This is a genomic window from Kribbella shirazensis (assembly GCF_011761605.1).
Lineage (GTDB): Bacteria > Actinomycetota > Actinomycetes > Propionibacteriales > Kribbellaceae > Kribbella > Kribbella shirazensis.
This window is the reverse complement of the sequence record NZ_JAASRO010000001.1, coordinates 497780-521662: the sequence shown is the minus strand read 5'-3', so window position 1 is coordinate 521662 and position 23883 is coordinate 497780. Positions and strand designations below refer to the sequence as shown.

Below are 23883 nucleotides of genomic sequence, written 5' to 3'. Positions count from 1 at the left end.
GAGTGGCTACTCGGGCCAGCTCAGTTGCTGAAGTGTCCGTTGCGGTGCTGGCTGAGCCTGGCTTGTCGGGACATCATCGACGTGCGACCCAGAGGCTGGCCACCTTCTCGGTCTGGTGCTGCAGGTCGAGTGTGTCCACTTGGATGCGATGGTCGGCGTCCGGCGGGTTCGTGGTGTCCGCGGCGTGGAGCATTCGGAATTCTTGGTCGGTCAGCCAGACCTTGCGGGTCGCAGCACGCCGCCGCGCCTCCGCCAGCTCGACCGTCATGTGCACGATCAGGCAGCCGGGAAGTTCCTGTCTGTACAGGCCGGACGTCTCTGGCGTGAGCATGTCCGCGACGACGACCTCCACACCCGCAGCCAGGAAATTGCGCGCCAAGCTGCAGGCGTTCATCACACCAAGCCGTTGCTGTTTCCGCCCTTCCTCGCCCTCCCACGGAGCAGCAGCACCGGCCACGACCAGCTGGCGCACGTCATCCACATCGATGACCGCACACCGCGCCCGCCCTCCAGCCAGAGCACGAGCCGTCACACTCTTCCCCACGGCGGGCCCACCCGTGAGAACCAGCGCCGGACGAGTCATACCACCTCCCGAGGCCGTCCGAACGCCTACGGTACCGAGCGCATAACTGAAGGCCGGGTCAGCGGGGAAAAGAAAATCCCTCCCCGGCGTGCGGAGAGGGTTGTGGTGGTCAGGGGCGGTCTCGAACCGCCGACCTTCCGCTTTTCAGGCGGACGCTCTACCAGCTGAGCTACCTGACCGGGGAGAAAGTTCGGCGGCGGTGTTTTACACCGCCGCCTTCTCCTGGCGACCCAGACGGGACTCGAACCCGCGACCTCCGCCGTGACAGGGCGGCACGCTAACCAACTGCGCCACTGGGCCATATGACTCGATGATCTTACAGCATCTTCGAGGTACTTCTTGCACCGGCCTTTCGACCGTATCCCCAACGGGATTCGAACCCGCGTTACCGCCTTGAAAGGGCAGCGTCCTAGGCCACTAGACGATGGGGACTCGGACCCGCGGGAGCCGAAGCTCCAGGGACAGCCGTAAGCATAGAGGAGACCGCGCCAGCTTCCAAAACGAGATACTGGCGGGGTGATCGAGATGAGCCGGGCCGACTTCGAGGTGCTGGTCGCGCAGGCGCTGGACGAGGTTCCCGAGGAGCTGGCGGCGCTGATCGACAACGTGGCGGTGTTCGTGGAGGACGAGCCGCCGGCGAGCGATCCGGAGCTGCTCGGGATCTACGAGGGCATCCCGCTGACCGAGCGCGGGCACTACTACGGCGGCGTACTGCCGGACCGGATCACGATCTATCGCAATCCCACGCTGAGGATGTGCGAGACCGTCGACGACGTCGTCGATGAGGTGAACATCACGGTCGTGCACGAGATCGCCCACCACTTCGGCATCGACGACGCCCGGCTGCACGAACTCGGGTACGGCTGACCGTAGGCCGATCGCGGTTCGGTGGGGTAGCCTCATCCGGCCGGTTTCGGGGACCGGTCCAGCCCGATATTTGAACGATCGAGTGAGGCCTCGCCGTGACCGAGCCCCAGCCCCCTGCCTGGAACCCGGACCCCCGCCCGTACGGCACCCCGCCACAGGGCCCGGAGCAGCAGTCGTACGGCGGCCCGCCGCAACCCACCGCCCCGCTGCCGCAGTACGGCCGCCCCCAGCCCAGTGGTACGCCGCCGCAGCCCAGCACCCACCCGCCGCGGCACGCCGCCCCACCTCAGTACGGCCAGCCACCTCAGTACGGCCAGCCGCCGCACTACGCGCAGCAGCCGGGGTACGCGCAGCAACCGCAGTACCACCAGCAGCCGCAGTACACCCAGCAACCGCCGCAGCCGTACGTCAACCCGCAGTACAGCAAGCTGCCGTACGCCCCAGGCCCGCAGTACCCCGGTAACCAGAAGCCGCCCAGCAAAGCCCCCTGGCTCCTGATCGGCGCCGTCGCGGTCGTACTGCTCCTGCTGACCGGCACCGTCCTCTTCGTCACCACCCGCGGCAACGACGACACCGCCGACGCAGAGGTCCCGACCGCCACCTACTCGGACGGCGTGACCAACCCGTCCACCCAGCCGTCGACAACCGCGCCCCCGACAACAGAACCCCCGACGACAGAGCCCCCGTCCCAGACCACCCCGCCACCGGTGGGCGAGCGACGCAGGACGCTCAAGGACATCGACGCGGGCGTCCACGTGTACGACGACATCTACGTCACCCCCGCCCCGGGCTGGCGCAAGACCGACTCGACCAAGCAGTCGGTGATCCTCGAGACGTCCGCGCTCCCCGGTGCTGTCCTGGTCGCCGTCAGTCCGGCGGGCTGGCCCGCGCGACTGGGCGTCGCTCAGGCAGTGGACGACATGATCGCCGCGGACGGCATGAAAGGTGTCAAGAAGGGCGCGGTGCGCACCATGCCGCCCGCGAACTCGAACGTCGGCGCGCAGGCCGAGCAGGCGTACTCCGGCCGCATCACCGCGAAGAACGGCGTGGTGGTGTCGCTGGTCGCGAAATGTACGACGCTGACCGGCGTGGAGACCGTGCACAACGTGACGGTCACGGTGTGCGTCGCGGCCGGCCGGAACGACCGGTCGGCGGTCTTCAAGGCCGCCGACCGGATGCTGGCGTCCGTGGCGCGTTCGATCTAGGAGCGGCCGAAGAGGAGTTTCCAGGGCATCAGGGCGGACTCGAGCTGGACCTTCAGGCTCATCTTCGACACGCCCTCGGTGCGCTCCTCGAAGTGGATCGGCACCTCGGCGATCTTGCTGCCGCGCTTGACCGTCCGGTAGTTCATCTCGACCTGGAACGAGTACCCGTTGCTCTCGATCGACGCCACGTCGATCCAGCGCAGGGTGTCCGCCTTCCACGCCTTGAACCCGGCCGTGGCGTCCTTGACGTGCAGCCGCAGGATCGCGTTCACGTAGAAGTTCGCGAACGCGGACAGCGCGCGCCGGTGCCAGCCCCACTCGGCGGCGGCCGAGCCGCCCGGGACGTACCGGGAGCCGATCACGACGCCGGCGTCCGTGGTGCGCAGCGTCTCGACCATGGTCGGGATGACCGAGGCCGGGTGCGAGAGGTCGGCGTCCATCTGGATGACGATGTCGGCGCCCTCGTCGAGCGCGCGGGTGATCCCGGCCACGTACGCGCGGCCGAGGCCGTCCTTCGCGGTCCGGTGCAGTACGCCGACCTTCTCCGGCGACTCCTTCGCCAGCTCGTCGGCGACGTCGCCCGTGCCGTCGGGGGAGTTGTCGTCGACGACGAGCAGCTCCAGGCCGGGCAGGTTCAGGTCGGACAGCAGCCCGGCCAGCACGGGCAGGTTCTCCCGCTCGTTGTAGGTCGGTACGACGACCACGATCTTGCTCAGCTCACCCATGGCTTTCCTTTGTCGGAGATCACCGGACGCTATCGCATCCCCGGTTTAGGGTCGTGCATGTGATAGCGCTCGGTGTCGATGTCGGTACGACGAACCTGAAGGTGTGCCGAGTTCCCGACGGGTCAGTACGTTCCGTCCGTACGCCGGACGACGCGGAGGCCTTGCAGCACGCCGTACGGCGGTTGGTCGCGGAGCTGTCGGAGGGACAGCATGTCGATGCTATCGGCATCACCGCGATGGCTGAGACCGGCGTACCGCTCGACCGCGAGCTGCGGCCGCTGACGAAGCTGATCACCTGGCGTGATCAGCCGGGTGTGGAGCAGGCTCAGCAGCTCGACGCGGAGCTCGGAGCGGCCGCGCTGTACGCCCGCACAGGTCTCCGGCTGAGTCCGAAGCTTCCACTGGTGACCTGGCGGTGGCTGCGGGACACACAGCCCGAGCTGGCGGCGAGGACCCGTCTGTGGGCTGGTGTGCCCGATCTGGTGCTGGCAGCGCTGACAGGTTCGCATGCGATGCACCTGACCCACGCGCAGCGCCTCGGCGTACTGGATCTGCAGCGCCGGCAGTGGGACCAGGAGCTGCTCGAGTACGGCGGGCTGGACCTGCCGCCTGTAGTCGAGCCGATGACGGTCGCCGCGTCCACACCGGACGGCGTACCAGTCGTACTGTGCGGCCATGACCACCTGGTCGGAGCCTGGGCCGCTGGGGTGCGGGAGCCGGGACAGGTCGCAGACTCCCTTGGTACGGCGGAAGCAGTCATCACACCAAGCCCTGGACTAGTACTGGACGATGAGCTCCGCCAGCAGGGCATCAGCATGAGCTGGTACGTCGACGGGCAGCACGGCTGCGCAGTGTCCGGTAACGGCGCCGCCGGCGGACTGGTCGAGCAGCGCCTCACTGCAGTCGACCGCGACTACACCTGGCTGCACAGCGTTCTCGAACCGGTTGGTCCGCCCAGCGATCGCTTCATCGCGCCGTACCCACAGGGACGCCAGGCGCCGGCGCCGGATCCCACATCGACGTACGACGTGACGCGCCGCGTGGACGATCCGGCCGAGGATCTGCGGGCGCTCGTGGACGCGCTGAGTTTCCACGCGCGCTGGATGGCCGAGGAGCAGACGCGGCTGCTCGGGATCGACTGGCGCAGCACGGTCGCGTTCGGGGGTCCGGTACGGCTGGGCGGATGGATGGCCCGGAAAGCGTGTGCGACCGGCGGCCGCGCCTTCGCCGTACTGGACGATCAGGCAGCCGCGGCGCAGGGTGCTGCCCTGATGGCGGCCGAGGTGGTGACGGGGCAGCCGTCGAAACCTTTGCCGTCAAGGCTTCTCGCGGTCGATCCGCAGTTGACTGAGACGTGGGATGGCGCATTCTGGCATCGATTCCATAAGGTGGTCTCATGACCCTCGATGCACTCGCGTACCCCGACGGCACCTTCGCGATGGTGGCAATGGATCAGCGCGAGAGCCTGCGCACGATGCTCGCCGGCCACGGCCGCCCCGACGACCCGGAGGCGATCCGGTCCTTCAAGGCCGCCGTCGCCGAACACCTCGCCCCGCTGGCCTCCGGCTTCCTGATCGACCAGGGGTACGACGCGCCGTCGCGTCCCGGGTGGATCCTCGCTGCCGATGCCCTGACCCAGGAGCGCGGCGGACCGGTCACCGACACCCACCTGGACGAGACCGTCGACCCACAGGCAGCCCGCGCGGCCGGAGCGGTCGCCCTCAAACTCCTGGTGATCTGGAAACGCGACAACCAACAGCTCCGGCGTCGAGAGATGGCAGAGGAGTTCGTACGCCGTTGCGCTGCCGCCGGCCTCCTCTCCGTCTTGGAGCCCGTCGTACAACCGGCCGACGACGAAAACGATTTCGACCTGGACAAGGCGATCCTCGACGCCGCCGAGGCCCTGGGACCCGTCCGCCCCGACCTCTACAAGGCGCAGGTCCCGAGCCGTGGCACAGGCGACGCCCCCGGAATCATCGCCACCTGCCAGCAACTCACCGAGACGCTTCCCGTTCCGTGGGTGGTCCTGTCCAACGGTGTAGCCCGCGACGACTTCCCCCGAGCCGTAGAACTGGCCTGCCGCGGCGGCGCCTCCGGCACGCTCGCCGGCCGAGCGATCTGGACCCCCGCACTCGAAACCGACAACCCGTCAGCCGTCCTCGCGACGACCTGCCGCGACCGGCTGGCCCTGATCGCCGACATCGTCCACGAACACGGCCGGCCCTGGACGAAGGTCAGCTGAGGGCAGCCAGCTCCGGTCGGGTCAGGACGTCCTCCGTGGCCAGCAGGAGGACGCCGATGCACCAGGAGTGCGAGAGCGTCAGGAGCGCTCCCGGTGGGCCGAAACATGCGGTTTGGTAATAGCGTTCGGTCACCATGCCACGGCGGGCGTTGAAGTCACCGTCGTGGCGGGCGATGAACTGCCGGGCGAAGCTGAGGTGTTCGGCGGCGGACGTCGCGTAGCTGTCGTCGCCGGTGAGGGCTGAGAGCGCGGCCAGTTCGGCGGTGCAGATCAGTCCGTAGTTGTGCAGGTGCTGGTTGGACGGGCTCGCCTGATCCGCGCCCCGGCTCCGGAAACCGTACGTGCCGAGGATCGTCTCGGGGTCGAACCGCACGTCGTAGCTGTAGCGGAACGTCAGCATCCAATCGGCGGCATGGCACGCCAGGCCAAGCCATTCCTCGGACGGATCGATCCGGTGCAGGCCGACGTACGCGAACAAGGCGGCGTACCCGTCCTCCGACGTCGGGGCGAGATCCACGTCCTCCGGGGCGCCACACAGTATCTCGTTGCGGACGAAGGAGGCGTAGTACCGGCCGCCGCGGCGCGCTGCCTCGCGGAAACGTTCGTCGCCGAAGAGTTCGTACGCCTCCGCCATCGCGCCGACCCAGGTCAGACCGGCAGTTCCGAGCCGGGACAGCACCTCGCCGGTCTCCAGGTGGTACATGCCCCCGAAGTTGCCCTCGGCATCTTGTGCCGCCAGCGCGAACTCCAGGTTGCTGAGCGCCGCATCGCGCCACACCGGATGGTCGACCGGCTCGGCGGCGACCGCCCGCAGTGTGAAGAGCGTTGCCTCGGCCAGCGTCCGCGCGTGCAGCCCGCCGGGCACCGGCGTCCACGACTGCTTCCAGCCCTTCCCGGCGTACCACGTGCCGAAGAAGGTCCCGGCCGAGGTCAGGTTGGACGTGATGTGGTCGATCACCGCCGTACCGGCCTCGATGTACGACGGGTTGCCGACCCGTCGGCCGTGCCGCAGCAGCGCGTGCGCGTACGGGATCCCGCTGACCCACGCGACGTGCATCGCGAGCCGGTCGCCACGATCGCCCAGATCACCCGCGAGTTCGCGGTCGAACAGCGCGGTCTCGATCAGTACGGCGGGATCCTCCCGGTAGTGCCAGCGCCAGAGGCCGTACGCCGTCAGCTCCGCAGCCTCGGCGATGTCGACCCAGGGGGTGACCGGCGGACGGGCCGCGCGTTCACGATCACGCAGCACCTGGAGCACCGGCGCGTAGCTGTGCCGATCCGCCGGCAACGTCCACAGGCTCGCGTGAATCTCGTGGCTCTCACCCGGCTCCCAGTGGTAGCAGTCTGCGAGCGCGTCGACTCCACGAGGCTCGCCGACGTAGCTGAACGGCTCCTCGCGATACGGCAGCGAGACCCAGATGGTCGCCGGCCGGTCCGGTCCGGCGCCCAGGCCGAGTCCCGTGAGACCGAGCGACGTGTTGGCGCCGACGGACAGCGCCACACCACCCTCGTCGCCCCAGGCGAAGACGACCGGCGTCGCGGCGCGATCCGCCCGGAACGCCCACCGGTCCGCGATCAGCGTCTCCGCATCCAGCTCACCAGGCGCATACCGCGGGTAGAGCCGAGCGCAGGCCGGATCCCGGTTGGCGCCGTAGAACAATCCGGGGATCAGCCAGTACGGTTCGGCCGGCACGGCGACCTCGAGTCGCACACGCGCATCGGCCGCCGCAGCTCCGTCGTACTGCACCCGCAGCTGTACTGCGTGCTCGTCGGCGCCGACCGGTGTGACCTCGAGATCGATCCGCCAGTCAGGCGAATCGACGATCGGGGATCCGTCGGCTGTTTCGAGCGCTACGTTCAGCTGCACCGGATCAGCCTCTCTCTGGGATGTAGTCCGAGCCCGTCGATCGCGATCACCCGGTCGCCACCGGCGCCGCACCAGCGGACGTCGATCATGCGCTCCTCACCGGGCAGCAGAACGAAACCGCTGTCCGAGACCCGCAGCCATCCGCCGGCGTCGCCCTGTACCGGACGCGCATCCCGAACACGCACGAACGGCGCCACCGGACCTGACAGGTGCCGCACGCGCAACTGGTCACCGCACAGTTCTGCGTCCACTTCGATCCGATGATCGAGCAGCTCGGCGAAATCGTCGGTGCCGGTCAGCACGTAGCGCCGCTCCGCGCGGACGTCACTGGCGACCAACTGGAGGTCCACGACGAACGGCTCGGTGGGTGTGGCGGCACGTAGCTCATCCGCGAAGGCATCCGCCGAGACGTCCTTGCACGTCAGGGTGGTGAGCTCCGCGCCGTTGAAGGTGAGGAGACGGGCAGTGACGGTAGCCGGTGGGAGTGGACCCTCTGAGAGGAACCACAAGGGGAGACGAAGCTCGGCGCGACCGGCCCAGGACTGGCGCGAGCAGACTGCGCCGACCAGGACAGAACGGTAGGCGGCGGACACCCCGAAGTACGCAGGCTTCGGCTCGCCGGCGTGGGTGACCGCTGACGTGCACCAGGCGTTGGGATAGGGCTCGTTGAACTGCCACGGGAGAGTGCCGACGCAGCGCGGCCAGCGGCGGCGGTGGGCCTCCGTGGCGTACTGGAGCCCGTCGCGTTGCAGGAACTGACTCGCCAGGCCAAGCGTGTCCAGGTCCCGGATCCGGTTCCCGAACGACTCCTGGACGAGGGTCTCGTTGTTCCACCAGCGACCCAGATGGTCCCAGACCGGACGTCCGCGGGTCGGCAGCCGGCGCTCCGGCTCCGGCACCGCCTGAGCGACCGAACGCGGCATTGTCATCCCCTCGACACCGAACTCGCTCAGCAGGTGCGCCGTCCCCGCGTCGTACAACGCGTAATGGTCGCGCAGCCCTTGATGCTCCCACGGCCCATGGACATCGTGCTGGTCGTCCGGTGCCTGCTCGATCAGGTCGAGACGGTTGAGGAATGCGGGACCGGTCGGGGAGGTCGACAACCACAGTCGCCCGGGATCGAGACGCCGTACGACGTCTCCCACAGCGGTCAGGACCGGCGCATCGTTGAGGGGTTCGCCTTCGCCCGCCTGCAGTTCGTTGCCGCCGCCCCAGATCGCGAGCGACGGGTGGTGCCGGAGGCGCGGCACGATCGCCTCCGCCTGCGAACGCATCATCGCGACGAAGTCCTCGTCGTCGGCCGGCGTCGACGAGATCCCGGAGCTCGACTGGGAGAACTCCTGCCACACGAGCAGACCTCTGCGATCACATTCGGCGTAGAACTCCGGTGTCTCGATCAGCCCGCCACCCCAGACGCGCAGCAGGTTCACCCCGGCGTCGACAGCAAGGTCCAACAGGTGCCCGAGCCGATCAGGTCGCGGTACGCCGTAGCTGAGGTCGAGGGGCACCCAGTTCCAGCCCTTGGCGAAGATCCTGCGGCCGTTCACCTCGATGCCGTACGGCGCCGCGTCGTCGGGCGCGCCCTCGGCCCGGAAGAACCGCACCGTCCGGAACCCGATCTCGTACTCCCGCCGGTCGCTCACCACGCCGTCGGAATACGCGGTCGCGGTCAGGTGGTAGAGGTACGGCGTACCGCTCCCGTTCGGCCACCACGGCCGAGGATCCCGCACCTCGAGCGCCCGGTCACCGCTCGCGACCACGACCCCGTCGGCGTCCGTCAGCGTCAGCTCCACGAGGTCGTTGCCTGAGGCCCTGACCAGGACCCGGTCCGCGGTCACGGTCAGGTCCGTGATGCGGGCGGGTCCGGTCAGTTCGACGTACACGGACTGCCAGATGCCTTGGTGGACGAGCCGCGGACAGAAGTCCCAGCCGTAGGTCATCCGGGACTTGTGCGCCCGGACCTTGGCCGTGTGCCCCACCTGCGGCTCGCTCACCGGCGCCGGCTCCACGACGACAACCAGCGTGTGATACGCCGACGTCCGCACCAGCTCGGTGACGTCGAACCGGGTGGCGACGAACATGCCGTCCACCCGTCCCAGCTCCGTGCCGTCGAGGTACACGACGGCGCTGTGGTCGACGCCGTCCAGACACAGGAACGCCTGCTGTCCCGCCGGCGGCGGGTCCAGGCGGAACTCGTGCCGGTAGGCCCAGTGCCGGTCGGAGACCCACTCGATCGCCCGCGTGTTCAGGCCGGTATACGGATCGGGTACGGAGTTCGCACGCCACAGATCGTCGACGACGCTGCCCGGTACCGAAGCGGGCAGCCACGCGTCAGGTTCGCGCAGCGTGCCCCAGACCCGGTGATGCCGCCACTCGTCGCCGAGGAAGCCCCGGACCCTCCAGGGCTCCCTGTCGAGAAGTACGCGCATCTCACTCGCTCGTGATCGGCGGCGGCGCGGCCGGGTCCCATTCGAGCAGGTCGACCTCGGTGGGGCTGACGTCGCCGTCGGCCGGGATACGCAGCGTCTTGACCTCGTGCGGCGTGAAGGTGGTGTCGAAGGTACGGCCGAGGAAGGGCAGGTCGATCGTTACCCCCGCGTCGCGTCCCGCTGTCTCGTACGCCCGGAGGACGGTGGCCCCGCCGTTGTCCTCGGCGCGTTTGAGGACCGAGACGACGACGTTGTCGGCGCCCGTCACGGTCACGTACGACTGCGACGGCGGCAGCGGGCCGGGGTGGAAGCACTCGATCAACGCGGTGACCGGCTGGTTGAGCTCGGCCGCACGACGGACCACGCCCGCCGCTCGCCAGTCGCCGCCGTGGGGCACCAGGCGGTAAGTGAACCGCTGGATGCCCTGATCGAGGTACTCGTACACACCGTCCTCGTCCAGCTGCCACGGGTCGTGCCAGGCATAGACGGGCGAGCGCACCGCAGTCATCGCCAGCACGGACCGGCCGGCCGTCGTGCCGTCGACGGCAAACGAGTACTTCCCGTCGTTGAGTACCGCGACGCCGCCGTTCGGACCGGAGATGTCGACCCATGCGTGCGACGGCACCTCCTCGCGATTCTGCTCGCGCTCCAGGTGCCCGTAAGGAATCTCGTGCGTCGCCACCGACTCTTGCAGCGCGAACGGGAAGCACAGCTTCAGCGACTTCAGCTGTTCGCGCCAGTCCACCGTGACCCGCACTTCGACTGCGTCCGAGCCCGCGTCCAGCACGAACTCCTCGACGAGCCGCGACCGCCCGTACGTCGATTCCACCCGGACCAACTGACGCACCGGGCCGTCCGCGAGCCGCCGTACGCGCTGCACCTTGAAGGAGTCGACGGTCTTCCACAGCGACCGTACTCCGTGGCTCCAGGTGTCCGTGTCGTCGTCGATCACCTGGGCGTGCGCCACGCCCGAGGCCAGCAGGTTCGGCCCGCCTGCCGTCGCGAGCGACTTCAGCCAGCCGGTCTTCGGATCGATCTCCGCGTGGACCGTGCCGTTGTCGAGCACCAGACCGTCACCGGTCGGAGCGCCGAGGTGGTACGACGGCTCGTCGCCGGTCCGCATCGTGTACAGCTGATAGCCCAGCGGCGGGACGTTCGCCGTGAAGGCGACCCGCCGGCGGCCGCCCGCGGTCGCGGCCGACCGGACCTCCTGGAGGTCGAGGATCCGGCCGTCGAGGCCCTCGCGCAGCTCGATCGCCCCGCGCATCGGGGCGGGATAGCCGAGCTCGAGCTCGACCGTCGCGGTCACCGGCCAGGCGTGCGGGTTGAACACCGCGACCGGCACCATCATCGACTCCGCCGGGATGTCGATCTGCCGCGCGATCGACTGGATCGAGCGGTTCGCCAGCCGGGCCGCGATCGACTTCGCCTCACCGAGCTGGTCGCGTGCGTCGTCGTACGCCGGCTCGATCGCCGTGCCGGCGGCGATGTCGTGGAACTGGTTGAAGATCACCTGCTTCCACGCGTGCCCGAGCTCCGCGGTCGCGTCCGGCATGCCGCTGACCGTGGACGCGATCGTGGTCCACTTCTCGGCGGCGAGCAGCGCCTGCTCGGCCAGCCGGTTCTGGCGCTTCACCCCGGAGTGCGCGGCGTAGCAGCCGATTGCGTGCGGCTGCAGCTCGGTCGGGTGCACCGGGATGCCGTCGAACGTCCGCGCCTCGTCGAAGAACCGGCGCATCGTCGACGGGAACATCTCCGGGTACAGGTCGCGCTGGGCGAGCTGCTTGATCGACTCGATGTTCTCGATCGTCGGACCGCCGCCGTGATTGCCGACGCCGTAGAACACCATCAACGGTTCGGTTGTCACCGGCAACTGTTGCAGTGCCTTCGTGACGTGCCCGGTGATCTCGCCGCGCGGCGAGCAGTACTCGTGGGGGATCCGGTACGCCAGCACGCGCGAACCGTCCGCGGCCTCCCACCAGAACTTCTGGCCGGGCAGCTCGCGTTCGTGCGTCTGCGGCCGGAGGAACGCGTACGAGTCCAGCCGCGCCTTGCTGAGCAGCTGCGGCAGGTTCGCGTTGTGTCCGAACGGGTCGACGTTGCAGCCCACTGTCGCGATCACGCCGAGGTGCTCGGCGAGCCAGTGCTGCGAGTACAGCGCGTGCCGGACGAACGCCTCGCCGCCGGGCAGGTTGCAGTCGGGCTCCACCCACCAGCCGCCGACGATCTCGAAGCGACCCTCCGCGACCCGCTTGCGGATCCGCTCGAAGAGCTCCGGGTCGTGCTCGGCGATCCAGCTGAAGTACGCGACCGAGTCGGCGGTGAAGACGTAGTCCGGATACTCCTCCATCCGGTCCAGCGCCGACCGGAACGTCGCTCGCACTTCCTGATATCCCTCCTGCCACTGCCAGAGCCACACCGCGTCGATGTGCGCGTTACCGATCATGTGCAGGGGACCACGCTTGGTCATAGAGCCTTCCTGGTGTCGGGGGAAGCGGGGGTGTCGAAGGCCCAGCGGTCGACGAGTTCGCTGACCAGGTGCAGGGCGAGGACGTGCATTTCCTGGATCCGGGCGGTCTCGTCGGCCGGTACGACGACCGCGAGGTCGGCAGTCGCCGCGAGGTCCTTGCCGCGCGTCGACGTGAACGCGACCGAGCAGGCCCCGTTGGCGCGGGCCGCCGCCAGACCCTTCACCACCGTAGGCGATGTCCCGGACGTGCTGAATCCGACGACCATGTCCTGTGGACGCGCCAGGGCGGTGACCTGCCGCGCGAACACGTCGTCGTACCCGTAGTCGTTCCCGATGCAGCTGACGACCGCGGCGTCGCCGATCAGCGCGACCGCGGGCAGCGGCCGCCGTTCGCGGAGGTACCGTCCGATCAGCTCGCCGGCGAGGTGTTGCGCGTCGGCCGCGGAGCCGCCGTTGCCGAACGTGTACAGCACGCCGCCGGCCGCGAGCCGCCGGATGAGTTCGTCGGCCACGGCCTGCACCTGGGGAAGCTGGGCCCGCATCGCCGCGGCCACCTCCGAGTGCCGGTCCAGCTGGCCGTCGAGCAGCCCTTCGAGTCGCGTGGTCACGACGATTCCCCCAACCGCTCATAGGCGATCGCCGCGGCGCCGAGCACGCCGACCGCATCACCGTGCCGGCTCAGTACGACGTCACAGGCGCGCGCTGCCGGCGGCATCGCCTGCCGCAGCGCGGCATCCCGCACCGGATCGAGCAGTTGCGCACCTGCCCGGGTCACGCCACCGCCCAGGACGACGAGCTGCGGTTCGCAGACGTTGATCAGTACGGCGACCATCCGGCCGAGCATCGCGGTCGTCTCGTCCCACACTGCCCGCGCGACCGGATCACCCGCCAGCGCGTGCTCCGCGACATCCTTCGCGGTGACGGACAGCCCGGCGAGCGTCGAGTCGGTCCCCGCGGCCGCCTCGGCAGCCCGGCGCGCGATCGACGTACCGGAGACGTACGCCTCCGCGCAGCCGCGGGCGCCGCAGCCGCACTGGCGACCCTGCCAGTTGACCACCACGTGCCCCAGCTCGCCGCCCTGGCGGGCCGCGCCGCGGAACAGTTTGCCAGAGGCAACGATGCCGCCGCCGAAGCCGGTGGACACGGTCAGGTAGACGAGGCTTTCGACACCCCAGCCGCCCCAGCGGTACTCGCCGAGCGCCGCAGCGGTCGCGTCGTTCTCGACGTACGTCGGCAGGCCGAACCGTTCGGCGACGAGCCGCCCGAGCGGCACCGAGTCCCACCCGGGCAGCCCTGGCGGACCCAGGATCACACCGGTCTCGGGATCGAGCGGACCGCCGCAGCCGACGCCGACCGCGGCGAACGGTGCGGTGGACCCACCGGCGGTGCCCGTCCCGACCGGCAGCCCTGCCTCGGCCGCCGCCTGCTCACCGAGGTCGAGCAGGCGTTTGGCGACCGCGGTCGGGCCTTCGTCCACCGCCGTCGAGATCTGACAGAACGACTGCACAGTGCCGTCGCGGGTGACGACGCCGGCGGCGAGCTTGGTCCCGCCGACGTCGAGGGCGAGGACAGGCTGCTGCTCGGTCACACTCAGCCTTTCTGCGCGGTCGTGGCCACGCCGTCGAGGATGTAGCGCTGACCGAAGGCGAACAGGATGATCATCGGCACGACGGCGATCACGCTGGCGGCCACCGCGATCTCCCACTCGTAGTGGCCCGAGAGGGCGAAGGCGTCGATGATCTGCTTCAGGCCGCGCGGCATCGTGAAGTACTCCGGGGTCTGCAGATAGATCAGGGGTTTCATCAGGTCGGACCAGCTCGCCTTGAACTCGAAGACGAACACGATCACCAGAGCCGGCTTGCACAGCGGGAACGCGATCCGCCGGAACAGGCCGAAGTAGCTGCAGCCGTCCACCCGGCCGGCCTCGAAGAGCTCGCGGGGAATGCCGAGGAAGAACTGCCGGAGCAGGAAGATGTAGAACGCGGAGCCGAACAGGTTCTGCGCCCAGAGCGGGATCTGGGTGTCGATCATGCCCAGTTTGTTCCAGATCAGGTAGACCGGGATCATCGTCACCGCGCCGGGCAGCATCATCGTCGACAACACGATGCCGAACAGCAGGTTCCGCCCGCGGAACCGGAAGTACGCGAAGCCGAAGGCGACCAGGGCACTCGACAGCGTGACGGCCACGGCGGCCATGAAGCCGACGGTCAGCGAGTTCGTCAGCCAGCGCATCACCGGCGCGGTCTCCCAGACCGTGACGTAGTTGGACGGCTGGAAGATCTCCGGGATCAGCCGGTTGTCGAACACCTGCGACCGCGGCTTCAGCGACGCGGACACCAGCCACACCAGCGGATAGACGAACGCGATCGTCCCCAGTGTCAGGAAGACGAAGAACGGCAGCCGCCGCCAAGGGATGATCATCAGCGCTCCCCGTGGTAGTACACGTAGCGGTTGCCGATCCGGACCTGGAGGAACGTGATCGCCATGATGATCACGAACAGCAGCCAGGCCATCGCCGAGGCGAAGCCCATCTTGAAGAACTGGAAGGCGTTCTGGAACAGATAGACCATGTAGACCAGCGACTCGTCGGACGCGGTCGCCTTCTGCTGTGGCCCGTAGAACATCGTGTAGGCCTGGTCGAACATCTGCATGGACGCGATCGTGTGGGTGATCACCGTGAAGAACAGCGCACCCGAGATCATCGGCACCGTGATCCGGAAGAAGCGCGTCACCGGGCCGGCTCCGTCCAGCTCGGCGGCCTCGTAGAGCTGCTTCGGTACGCCGTTCAGCGCGGCGAGGTAGATGATGACGGTGCCGCCGACGGTCCACAGGCTGACGGCCGCGAGCGACGGCTTCAGCCAGTTCGGATCAGCTGTCCAGTTCGGCCCGTTGATGCCGAACCAGCCGAGCACCTTGTTGACCAGACCCTGCTGGCCGTTCAGCAGCAGCAGGAACATCGCCGCGGCGGCCACCGCCGGCGTCATCTCCGGCAGGTAGAACGCGGTCCGGAAGAAGCCGCCGGCCTTGCCCACGCGCTGCAGCATCATCGCCAGCGCGAGCGCGAAGATCGTGCCGAGCGGCACGAACATCGCGGCGTACACGAAGGTGTTGCTGAGCGACTTCAGCACCCGCGGGTCGTCGAACAGCTCGCGGTAGTTGTCCAGGCCGACCACGCGGGGCGTCTGGATCATCTGGTAGTCGGTGAACGACAGCACCAGGCTGGCGATCATCGGCCCCGCGGTGAAGATCAGGAATCCGAGGACCCAGGGCGAGACGAACAGCCAGCCGGCCCGGTCCTCCCGCTTCGCCAGTGGACTTCTTTTCGGCGGCCGGCGACGCGCGGGCTCTACCTGCCCGCGTGCCGCCGGACGCTCGACGGTTGTCGCCATTCCGTCAGCCCTGGCTGGCCTTGTCGAAGGCGGTCTTGGCCTCGGACTGGGCCTGATCGAGGGCAGCCTGCGGGGTGGCGGAGCCGGCCAGCGCCTTGCCGACCGCACTCTTCCAGGCGGCGTCGATCTCGGCGCCGGCGGCCGACGGGTTCAGCGACTTCGCCTTGTCGAGGACGTCGTAGTAGTTCTTGATCGCCGCGTCGAAGCCGGCGTCTCCGGAGGGCTTGAGGTACTTCGCCTTGATCTCCTCGTCGGCCTGCTTGTTGCCGGTGAACAGTCCTGTGAAGAAGCTCTTGTCCTTCGCCACGGTCTGCATCCGCGCCTCGGCCGCCTTGAGCCAGGTCTCCTTCGCGGTCAGCGTCTTCGCCCACTGGCAGGCCGCGTTCGGGTTCTTCGCCCCCTTCGGGATCACCCAGGCCGAGCCGCCGATCGTGCTGATCGGTTGTCCCTGCCGGTCGGTGAACGGCGTCGACTGCAGCTTCAGGCCGTTCGCCCGGGCGTCGCGCAGGACGTTCACGTACCAGTTCTCGATCGGGAACGCGGCGAGCTGGTCCTTGGTGAACTGGTTCTTCTCGCCGAACAGGTCGAAGGTGTCGCGGAAGGTCTTGAAGTTCGACCAGCCGCCCTGGGCGTTGATCAGCTTGATGGTGAACTGCAAGGCCTCGACGGCCTTCGGGTCGTTGAGGTTCGGCGAGCCGTCCGGCTTGATGATCTCGGCGCCGTTGGCCATCGCCCAGAGCGGGAAGAAGTCCGGCATCTTCGGGTCGTACCCGATCCGGGCCGGGCGGCCGTTCTTCGCCTTGTAGAGCTGCTTCGCGGTCGCCTCGAGCTTGTCCCAGTCGGTGGTCTGGATGTCGCTGACCGGCACGCCCGCGGACTTCAGCGCGGTCTCGCTGATCAGGTTCGTCGAGACGGTGTAGAACTCCGGGATGCCGTAGATCTTGTCCTTGAGCTTGACCTCGTTCATCGCGGCTTCGCGATACTGTGTGGTATCGATTCCACTGTTCTTGATGCAGTCGTCCAGTGGTTGGATCGCGCCCTTCGCGGCATACGTGCCGATCAGGTTGCGGCCCATGTAGACGGCGTCCGGCGGATTGCCGCTGGACACGGCGGTGAGGAACTGCTGGGCGTCGAAGTCGCCCTTGTTGTTCTGGACGGTGACGCCGGGGAAGGCGGTCTTGAAGGCGGTCATCCGGGCCAGGCCGACCTCGTCCTCACCGCCGAGACCCATCACCTTGAGGGTTCCGGACGGGGTCGAGTCGGCCGACGCCTGGCCGTCGCTTCCGCCGGAGTCGCTCTTGTTCCCGACGCCGGCGCACGCCGACAGGACCAGTGTGCCGGCGACCAACACCACGGGAAGGCGCAGGTGCTTCATCGCGTTGCTCCTAACCTCGACAGGGGACGAGTGGAGGAATGTGGTATCGATGCCACATTCGGTTTCAGGCACCGTATGTGTGACTTTCTTCCGGCGTCAAGGTGTCAGGCCGCGACTTGTGGACAACAATCCGGCAGTCGGCGGGCAGTCAGCGCGGAGCGGGACCCGTGGAGCCGCGGACGATCAGCCGGGCCGGTACCTTGACCAGCCGGCGCTTACGGGGGAGCTCGCCGCGGATCCGGGCGAGCAGGAGGCGGGCGCAACTGCGGCCCATCTCGACCGTGCTCTGGTCGACTGTGGTCAGCGCCGGCTGGACCAGCGACATCCACGGCACGTCGTCGTACGCCGCCAGGCTGATCTGCCGCGGGATCTTCAGCCGCCGGTCCTTCAGCTCTGCCAGTGCGCCCTGGGCCAGCACGTTGTTCGCCGAGATGATCGCGGTGACCTCGTGGTCGTTCAGCAGCTTGCGGGTCGTGCGCCGGGCCGCGTCCGCGTCGAAGCTCGTGTAGGCGATCAGGTTCTCGTCGACCTCGAGATCGTGCTCCGCGTGCGCCGCCCGGAATCCGGCGAGCCGCCCGGCGCCCGTCGACCACTTCGTCTCGTCGATCAGCAACCCGATCCGGGTATGGCCGAGCGCGAGGAGATGCTCGGTCAGCTCACGCGCGCCGGACTTGTTGTCGCTCAGTACGACGTCGCCGTTCGAGCGGCCGAGCTCGCGGTCCGCGCAGACGACGTGCACCCCGTTGTCCTGCAGCACCTGCGGACACTTCGCGGTCACCGGCGTCACGATCACGCCGGGCACCCGCATCGCCAGCAGCGTCTCGGCGGCCTGCATCTCCTCGGCAGGATCACCGTTGTCGTTGACAAGCACCATCTGGTACTCCGCTGCGCGCAGCTCCTCCTCGATGCCCGCCGCGAGGTCGGCGTAGAACGGGTTCCGGAGGTCCGAGATGAGTACGCCGATCGACGTCGACGTCCGGCTGCGCAGGTTGCGGGCGTTGTGGTCCGTCACGTACCCGATCCGCTCCGCCGCCGCCCGGACCCGCGCCCGTACGTCGGGAGAGGCGTATCCCCGCGTGTGCAGTGCACGGGACACGGTCGACGGCGAGACCCCGGCCTCGCGCGCCACGTCCTGCACGGTCGGACGGCGCACCGGCTCCGGCGCCGCGCGCTCCGCCTGCCCCCGAGGACTCATGGTCGGCAGTCTAAGTGCTCAGTCCCGTCCGGTACCGGCTCCACGTGTCCTTGACGGCGTCGAAGTCCTCGGACCGGAAGTCGTAACGATCCGTGTCTGTGCCGTCCACGTAGTACAGCGCGGGCACGCCCAGCGAGTCCTGAAGCTGCAGGTAGTGACGCCACTCCGCGTGACTGGGCATCATCCACCCGTCCGTGTCCACACCCAGCTCCGGCATCACCGAACGCACCACTCCGGCCCGGTAGGTCATGTGACGAGCGACATAGCCCGGCTCGGCCGTGTGGTCGTGCAGTACGTCGTTCAGCCGGATCATGTCCGTGACGTCGAGGTACGCCGGGTTAGGGGTGTGGGTGACGACCAGCGCATCCGGTTTGACCTGCTTGGCGGTGTCGTAGACCAGCCGGAGCTGCTCGTGCAGCAGCGCCGAGCCCCAGCGCGGACCACTGTGCCGTAGCGACGAGCCGGACGGCGTACGGGCGGTGAAGTCGATCTTGAACCCGTCCGCGTCCAGGCCGTCGGCCGAAAGCATGTACGTGACCGCATCCCGGATCAGCTCGACACACGCCGGTGAATCCGCATCCAGCCCGACAGGCGCACCGCCTGCGTCGGTGATGCACGCTTCCACCGGAGCGCCTTCGTAATCCCAGGCCTTCCACCACAGCAGCACCCGCTGACCAGCCGCGTGCCGTTCGGCGATCCACCCGGCCAGGTCGGTCCAGCGCTCCGGATCGGGTCGACAGGTCGCGTACGCCGCCTGCCACTTGTCGTCGATCACCACGGTCTCCGGCACGATGCCGTGATCGGCCAGCGTGCCCAGGAACGAGTCGTAGTTCTTCTGGGTAGCCAGCGGTTGAGGCGCCTGATCAGTACGGACTCCCAGCGCGCACTGCGCACCCCAGCCGCAGAAGATCGTTCCCGACCACCACTCCGGCCGTTGAGCCGCCCGTGGAGGTACGACGCCCGCGTCGTCGAGCAGTGCGCGGTGCTGCACCAGGACGTCCTCCGCCGAGCTGCCGCCGAGGTGTACGACGAGCCGCGGTGTCGTGAACGTCCCGTCGACGGCCGTGTGTCCCTCGTAGTCCAGCTGCAGACTGAAGCCAGCGGTCACCGGGCGATAGTGGTAGCTGGTGAAGTTCTGCTCCGCGATCGGTGCGACCACGCTGAAGCCCACCCACTCCGACGGGTCGGCAGAGGCCGCAAAGCACCACGGCGCCGGCGTGAACAGCCACCGCTCGATGCCCGGTTCACCGCCCTCACCGCAGACGCTGATGGTTGCCGGCTCGACCGCCTCCCGCACGACCCGCGACGGGTGGTCCGGGTTGGGCGAATACACCTGCCGCAGCCGGGACCCGCTCGGCAGGAAGCCACGAGGAGTACGCCGGCCGCCCAGCAGATGCACGTCCGTCAGCCGGCCCTGCCCGGTGACCGTCGTCTGTGTCTCGATCCGGTCCGGCAGGAACCGGGTCGTCGTCACCCGGCTCTCCCAGACCGAACTCCGGGCCGTCACAGTCACCACATCTGCCTCGGACGTGTCCACGACGAGTTCGGAGCTCTCGTCGAAGCCGCCCACCGTGTCGAGCGAGGCGAACAACCGCAGGCTGAACAGGACCTGCCCGTCCCGGCTGATTGTCGCGTACGCCTTACCGGCATTCACGTCCACGGAGTAGTCCACAGGGTTCCTTTCACGAAAGGCGTACGTCGACGAGAGCTTCGGCCAGTTGCCCCAGGTAGATCCCGTCCCGCGTGATCCCGGCCGCGATCCGCGCCCGCCGTACCGGCGCGGTGACCTGGGGGATCACCACGAACTCCTGAGCGCTGACCCGACGGCACTCCCACCCGGCCGGGACCACGAGGTCAGCTGGCGCATTTACCCGCACGGTGAACGGCTGCCCGTTGACGGCGTCCATCCGGTACGGCGAGATGCGGACAGTGCCTGTGAACACCGGGTCGTCCGGTGGGAGCAACGCCCGATGAACCCGGGCGACTTCGTCACCGAGACGGGTCAGCTCGTCCAGGTACGACGGGGTCACCGGGCGCGGGTCCCAGTGGCCGGAAATCATCAGTTCCGGCTGCAGTCGCTGGTACAGCGCGGCCGACGCCACGTAGTCCTCAGCCGCGAAGGCATTCGCGTACTGGAAGTTCGGGATCTCCGCTGACCTACCCGGCTCCCAGCTGCCGGTCTGCTGGTCACCTGTCGCCAGCACGCGCTGTCCGTCCACCTCGAACCCGATGGCCGACGCGTACAACGTGTGGCCCGGCAGGTCGTACAGCGACAGCTCGTACTCGCGCCACTTGATCGCGGAACCGTTCACGACGTGCTGCGCGCACGGGATCGGTTCGTACCAGAGACACGGCAGGTCGTAGTCGGTCGGATTCTCCAGGACGTGTGCCACCGGACCGGATGCCCACACTTCTGTCCCGTGCACCTCTCGCATCAGGTTGAAGGCGGCAACGTGGTCGTCGTGGTAGTGGGTCGGGATCGCCACCTCGACGCGTTCGATGCCGTAGTCACGCTGCAGTGCGCGCAGACTCGGCAGCCAAGGTCGCACCACATGCCGTGGACCACCGGTGGGGATGCTGGTGGTCAGGTCGTACCCGTAGTCGATCAACAGCGCAGTACCGGAGTCGCTCAGCAGCACGTAGCTGCGGGACTCGCTGGTCCGGTTCATCAGCAGGTGCGGGCTCAGCTCGACGTACGGGCTCTCGAGCTTGTCGAGCAAACCGCTCGGTGTGCCGAGTCGCACGGTGATCAGGTCCTGCAACGCTGCACAGGTCGCCTGCACTGCGGCAGCCGGGTCGTCCATCCGTGAACCATGGCTGGGCAGGAGCGCTCGTGGCGAGTGGTCGAGCAGTTGCGCCAGGGACGCCAGAGTCATCGCAGCGCCCTCCATGCCGACGTACGACCACTGCAACGCGGCGCCCGACCACACCTTGCCCGGGCTGTGGATGAGGTCACCCGTGAACGCGTAGCCGTCGATCAGATAGGTGACGCTCCCCGGCGTGTGACCTGGTGTCGGCAGCGTCCGCACCGACACGTGTCCGATCTGTGCGGTGCTGTAGTCCTTCATCACACCTGTCACGGGCACCGACGAGAGGATCGAGGACCGGTCGGTGTGCAGGTCGTAGTTGTTCACCACGTTCCGCCGCTGCCAGTGATGGTCGGCGTCGGCGATCAGCTCGGCCTCGTTCTGCGGCACCCAGATCCGTGTGCCGGTGGCGGCCAGCAGGGGCAGTCCTTCCACCTGGTCCCGATGGTGGTGCGTGACCAGTACGTCGGTCACCGAGTCCACGCCGTACGACGGCAAGCGGTCGAGCCAGCGTCCGCTGCCGGCGTCGATCGCCACGGCCGTCCGCGACGACGGGTCGACGAGCAGGTACACCAGGCAGGTGTCCTCGATCGTGTGCATGATCACGACAGCACCTTATGCACAGACCTGGAATCGATTCCACCCCGGCCGTGCCGGTCAGAGGTCGGCGATCGCCTCGTCGGCCGTGCCGTAGATGCGGAACTGTCCGCCGAGTCCGGTGACGCTGAGCGGCCGGTCGACCGGGCGGCCGACACCGACGAGGGCCAGCGTGATGTTGTGCCGGCCGGCCAGGTTCCGTGCCTCGACCAGGTTGCCCAGCCCGGCGGAACTGCAGAACGTGACAGCGGAGACGTCGATCAGCACGAGTCGCGCCGGTGGTGCGACAGCGGCCCGGATCGCCTCGGCGGCGAAGTCGGTGCTCGCGATGTCGATCTCGCCCGACAACCGGACCCGCAGGACACCTGGTTCCAGCTCCTCGGTCACCGCGTCGAACGTGGTGCGGATCATCTCGCCGTCGTGCGGCTCTGGCTGGATCGTCACGTGGCTTCTCCCCCGGGTAGCGCCACGAACGCGGGTCCTGGCGGAAATGGAACTGCCCTGCCGTCACACCGTATGCCCCAACACGCGGGCGTCACAACGGGTCTACCGCCGATGGACCCCGGAGCGTGACCTCCTGGCTGTAAGCGCTGTCAGCGCCGGCCGATCAAACGAACGGTCAAGCAAACGAGCGAGCTGACAGGGTGATAGACAAGACGGCATGGGCGTTCTCGACGGTAAGGCAGCACTTGTCACCGGTGGCTCGCGCGGCATCGGCGCCGCGATCGTCCGGCGATTGGCGGCGGACGGCGCCGTGGTGACCTTCACGTACGCGAGCAGCGAAGCGGCCGCGGCCGAGGTCGTCACGGACGTCAAGGCGAGCGGCGGAGCGGCGATCGCAGTCCACGCGGACCAGGCGGACCTGTCGGCGATCGACGGGCTCTTCGACCGCGCGGCCGCGCCGACCGGGACGCTGGACATCTTCGTCTGCAACGCAGCCGAGGCCATGGTGAAGCCGATCGCCGACGTCACGGCCGACGACTACGACCAGCTGTTCGCGACCAACGTCAAAGGTCCGTACTTCGCCATTCAGCGCGCCGGCCGCGTACTGCCCGACGGCGGCCGGATCATCGCGCTGTCGACCCTCAACACCGTGATGCCGGGCCCCGGGATCTCTCTGTACGCCGCGAGCAAGGCAGCGCTCGAGCAGTTCGTGAAGGTCGCCGCCCGCGAGTACGGCCCGCGCGCGATCACCGTCAACACCGTGTCGCCGGGCGCGACCGACACCGACATGTTCCACGACCACAACCCGCCGGCGATCAGGGACGCACTCGTCGGCATCACCGCGCTCGGCCGGATGGGTGAGCCGGCCGAGGTCGCCGACGTGGTCGCGTTCCTCGCCGGCCCGGACGCCCGGTGGATGACCGGGCAGAACCTCCGCGCGACCGGAGGGATGCTGGTCTGAGCACCAAGGCGTTGCTCGCGGACGTCGACGCTGCCGCCGATCCAGCGCTGGCGGAAATCCTTGCGCGCTACTTCAAGCTCGGGCCGGGTGGGTACGGCCACGGCGACCAGATGATCGGCGTGAAGCTGTCGACCATCCGCGGCATCCTCAGACCGTATCTACGTGCCGATCTTCCCCTGTCCGAGCTGGAACAGGCCCTGACGAGTCCGGTGCACGAGCATCGCCTCGCAGTGCTCTGTCTGCTGGCCGATCGCGCGTCCCGCAGCCTCAAACCGCGGACGGCCGCCCCGGAGGAACTCGCCGCGATCTACGGGCTGTACCTCCGCAGTACGGCGCACATCAACAACTGGGACCTGGTGGACTGCAGCGCTCCGCAGGTCGTCGGCGGGTACCTGTTCGACAAGCCGCGGGATCCGCTGTACACACTCGTCCGCTCCAGCTCCCTCTGGGAACGGCGGATCGCGCTGGTCGCCACGCAGTACCTGATCAACCGCGGCCAGACCGCCGACATCTACGAACTGTCCGTCGAGGTCCTCGACGACCGCGAGGACCTCATCCACAAGGCCTCCGGCTGGATGCTCCGCGAGGCGGGCAAACGAGTCTCCGAGGACGAGCTCCGCACCTTCCTCGACCAGTACGCGACCCGGATGCCGCGCACCATGCTCCGCTACGCCATCGAACGCCTGGACCCGGACAGCCGCAAGCACTACATGCAGCGATAAGTCGA

General features: G+C 68.4%; 20 protein-coding genes and 3 tRNA genes. 6 read left to right on the top strand and 17 right to left on the bottom strand.

Going from position 1 to position 23883, the window contains the following annotated elements; genetic code table 11:
• Positions 1–73: 73 nt before the first annotated feature.
• From BJY22_RS02500 to BJY22_RS02485, 4 genes are all read right to left on the bottom strand, one after another.
• A complete protein-coding gene (locus tag BJY22_RS02500) occupies positions 74–481 on the bottom strand; it encodes a hypothetical protein (protein ID WP_167203552.1) in 408 nt (135 codons plus the stop codon).
• Positions 482–686: 205 nt separating this feature from the next.
• Positions 687–762: transfer RNA gene (locus BJY22_RS02495), tRNA-Phe, on the bottom strand.
• Between the two features lie 44 nt (positions 763–806).
• Positions 807–883: transfer RNA gene (locus BJY22_RS02490), tRNA-Asp, on the bottom strand.
• Between the two features lie 59 nt (positions 884–942).
• Positions 943–1015 (bottom strand) — tRNA-Glu (locus BJY22_RS02485).
• Positions 1016–1099: 84 nt separating this feature from the next.
• Here BJY22_RS02485 and BJY22_RS02480 point away from each other — a divergent pair.
• On the top strand, positions 1100–1450 hold the full coding sequence (locus BJY22_RS02480) for a metallopeptidase family protein (RefSeq protein ID WP_420371411.1): 351 nt from the start codon (positions 1100–1102) through the stop codon (positions 1448–1450).
• Between the two features lie 95 nt (positions 1451–1545).
• On the top strand, positions 1546–2655 hold the full coding sequence (locus tag BJY22_RS02475) for a hypothetical protein (protein ID WP_167203551.1): 1110 nt from the start codon (positions 1546–1548) through the stop codon (positions 2653–2655).
• Here BJY22_RS02475 and BJY22_RS02470 read toward each other — a convergent pair.
• Positions 2652–3380, bottom strand: a complete 729-nt coding sequence (locus tag BJY22_RS02470; RefSeq protein WP_167203550.1) for a polyprenol monophosphomannose synthase — start codon at positions 3378–3380, stop codon at positions 2652–2654. The two genes, BJY22_RS02475 and BJY22_RS02470, sit on opposite strands and share 4 nt — an antisense overlap.
• Positions 3381–3433: 53 nt before the next feature.
• Here BJY22_RS02470 and BJY22_RS02465 point away from each other — a divergent pair, with 53 nt between their 5' ends.
• Together BJY22_RS02465 and BJY22_RS02460 are read left to right on the top strand one after the other, a co-directional pair.
• A complete protein-coding gene (locus BJY22_RS02465) occupies positions 3434–4780 on the top strand; it encodes an FGGY family carbohydrate kinase (RefSeq protein ID WP_167203549.1) in 1347 nt (448 codons plus the stop codon).
• Positions 4777–5622, top strand: a complete 846-nt coding sequence (locus BJY22_RS02460) for a hypothetical protein (RefSeq protein WP_167203548.1) — start codon at positions 4777–4779, stop codon at positions 5620–5622. The genes BJY22_RS02465 and BJY22_RS02460 overlap by 4 nt, the downstream gene beginning before the upstream one ends.
• Here BJY22_RS02460 and BJY22_RS02455 read toward each other — a convergent pair.
• The 12 genes from BJY22_RS02455 to BJY22_RS02400 form a co-directional block, all read right to left on the bottom strand.
• Positions 5615–7489: a YyaL domain-containing protein gene (locus tag BJY22_RS02455; RefSeq protein ID WP_167203547.1), complete on the bottom strand. Its 1875-nt coding sequence runs from the start codon at positions 7487–7489 to the stop codon at positions 5615–5617. The genes BJY22_RS02460 and BJY22_RS02455 overlap by 8 nt on opposite strands.
• Positions 7480–9918: a glycoside hydrolase family 2 protein gene (locus BJY22_RS02450; RefSeq protein ID WP_167203546.1), complete on the bottom strand. Its 2439-nt coding sequence runs from the start codon at positions 9916–9918 to the stop codon at positions 7480–7482. Before BJY22_RS02450 ends, BJY22_RS02455 begins: the two co-directional genes overlap by 10 nt.
• A 1-nt stretch (position 9919) precedes the next feature.
• Positions 9920–12388: an alpha-mannosidase gene (locus tag BJY22_RS02445; protein ID WP_167203545.1), complete on the bottom strand. Its 2469-nt coding sequence runs from the start codon at positions 12386–12388 to the stop codon at positions 9920–9922.
• Positions 12385–12996 carry a D-sedoheptulose-7-phosphate isomerase gene (locus tag BJY22_RS02440; protein ID WP_337758063.1) on the bottom strand — a complete coding sequence of 204 codons (612 nt, stop codon included), beginning with the start codon at positions 12994–12996 and terminating at the stop codon, positions 12385–12387. The genes BJY22_RS02445 and BJY22_RS02440 overlap by 4 nt, the downstream gene beginning before the upstream one ends.
• The gene (locus BJY22_RS02435) at positions 12993–13976 is read right to left on the bottom strand and encodes an ROK family protein (protein WP_167203544.1); all 984 of its coding nucleotides are present in this window, start codon (positions 13974–13976) and stop codon (positions 12993–12995) included. Before BJY22_RS02435 ends, BJY22_RS02440 begins: the two co-directional genes overlap by 4 nt.
• Before the next feature lie 2 nt (positions 13977–13978).
• Complete coding sequence (locus BJY22_RS02430) at positions 13979–14809, bottom strand: carbohydrate ABC transporter permease (protein ID WP_167203543.1); 831 nt, start codon at positions 14807–14809, stop codon at positions 13979–13981.
• Positions 14809–15777 (bottom strand): carbohydrate ABC transporter permease, encoded by a 969-nt coding sequence (locus BJY22_RS02425; RefSeq protein ID WP_167203542.1) that lies wholly within the window; start codon positions 15775–15777, stop codon positions 14809–14811. The genes BJY22_RS02430 and BJY22_RS02425 overlap by 1 nt, the downstream gene beginning before the upstream one ends.
• Positions 15778–15781: 4 nt before the next feature.
• Positions 15782–17152, bottom strand: a complete 1371-nt coding sequence (locus tag BJY22_RS02420) for an ABC transporter substrate-binding protein (RefSeq protein WP_167203541.1) — start codon at positions 17150–17152, stop codon at positions 15782–15784.
• Between the two features lie 148 nt (positions 17153–17300).
• Positions 17301–18347, bottom strand: a complete 1047-nt coding sequence (locus BJY22_RS02415) for a LacI family DNA-binding transcriptional regulator (RefSeq protein WP_167203540.1) — start codon at positions 18345–18347, stop codon at positions 17301–17303.
• Positions 18348–18357: 10 nt separating this feature from the next.
• Complete coding sequence (locus BJY22_RS02410) at positions 18358–20019, bottom strand: alpha-amylase family protein (RefSeq protein ID WP_167203539.1); 1662 nt, start codon at positions 20017–20019, stop codon at positions 18358–18360.
• A 10-nt stretch (positions 20020–20029) separates the two neighbouring features.
• Positions 20030–21754 carry an MBL fold metallo-hydrolase gene (locus BJY22_RS02405; RefSeq protein ID WP_238350665.1) on the bottom strand — a complete coding sequence of 575 codons (1725 nt, stop codon included), beginning with the start codon at positions 21752–21754 and terminating at the stop codon, positions 20030–20032.
• A 57-nt stretch (positions 21755–21811) separates the two neighbouring features.
• Entirely contained in the window at positions 21812–22195 is a 384-nt protein-coding gene (locus BJY22_RS02400) for an anti-sigma factor antagonist (RefSeq protein WP_167203537.1), read from the bottom strand.
• A gap of 217 nt (positions 22196–22412) precedes the next feature.
• Between BJY22_RS02400 and BJY22_RS02395 the strand changes: the two genes are divergently transcribed.
• Together BJY22_RS02395 and BJY22_RS02390 are read left to right on the top strand one after the other, a co-directional pair.
• Complete coding sequence (locus BJY22_RS02395; RefSeq protein ID WP_167203536.1) at positions 22413–23156, top strand: SDR family oxidoreductase; 744 nt, start codon at positions 22413–22415, stop codon at positions 23154–23156.
• The gene (locus BJY22_RS02390; RefSeq protein WP_337758060.1) at positions 23108–23878 is read left to right on the top strand and encodes a DNA alkylation repair protein; all 771 of its coding nucleotides are present in this window, start codon (positions 23108–23110) and stop codon (positions 23876–23878) included. The genes BJY22_RS02395 and BJY22_RS02390 overlap by 49 nt, the downstream gene beginning before the upstream one ends.
• Positions 23879–23883 lie beyond the last annotated feature (5 nt).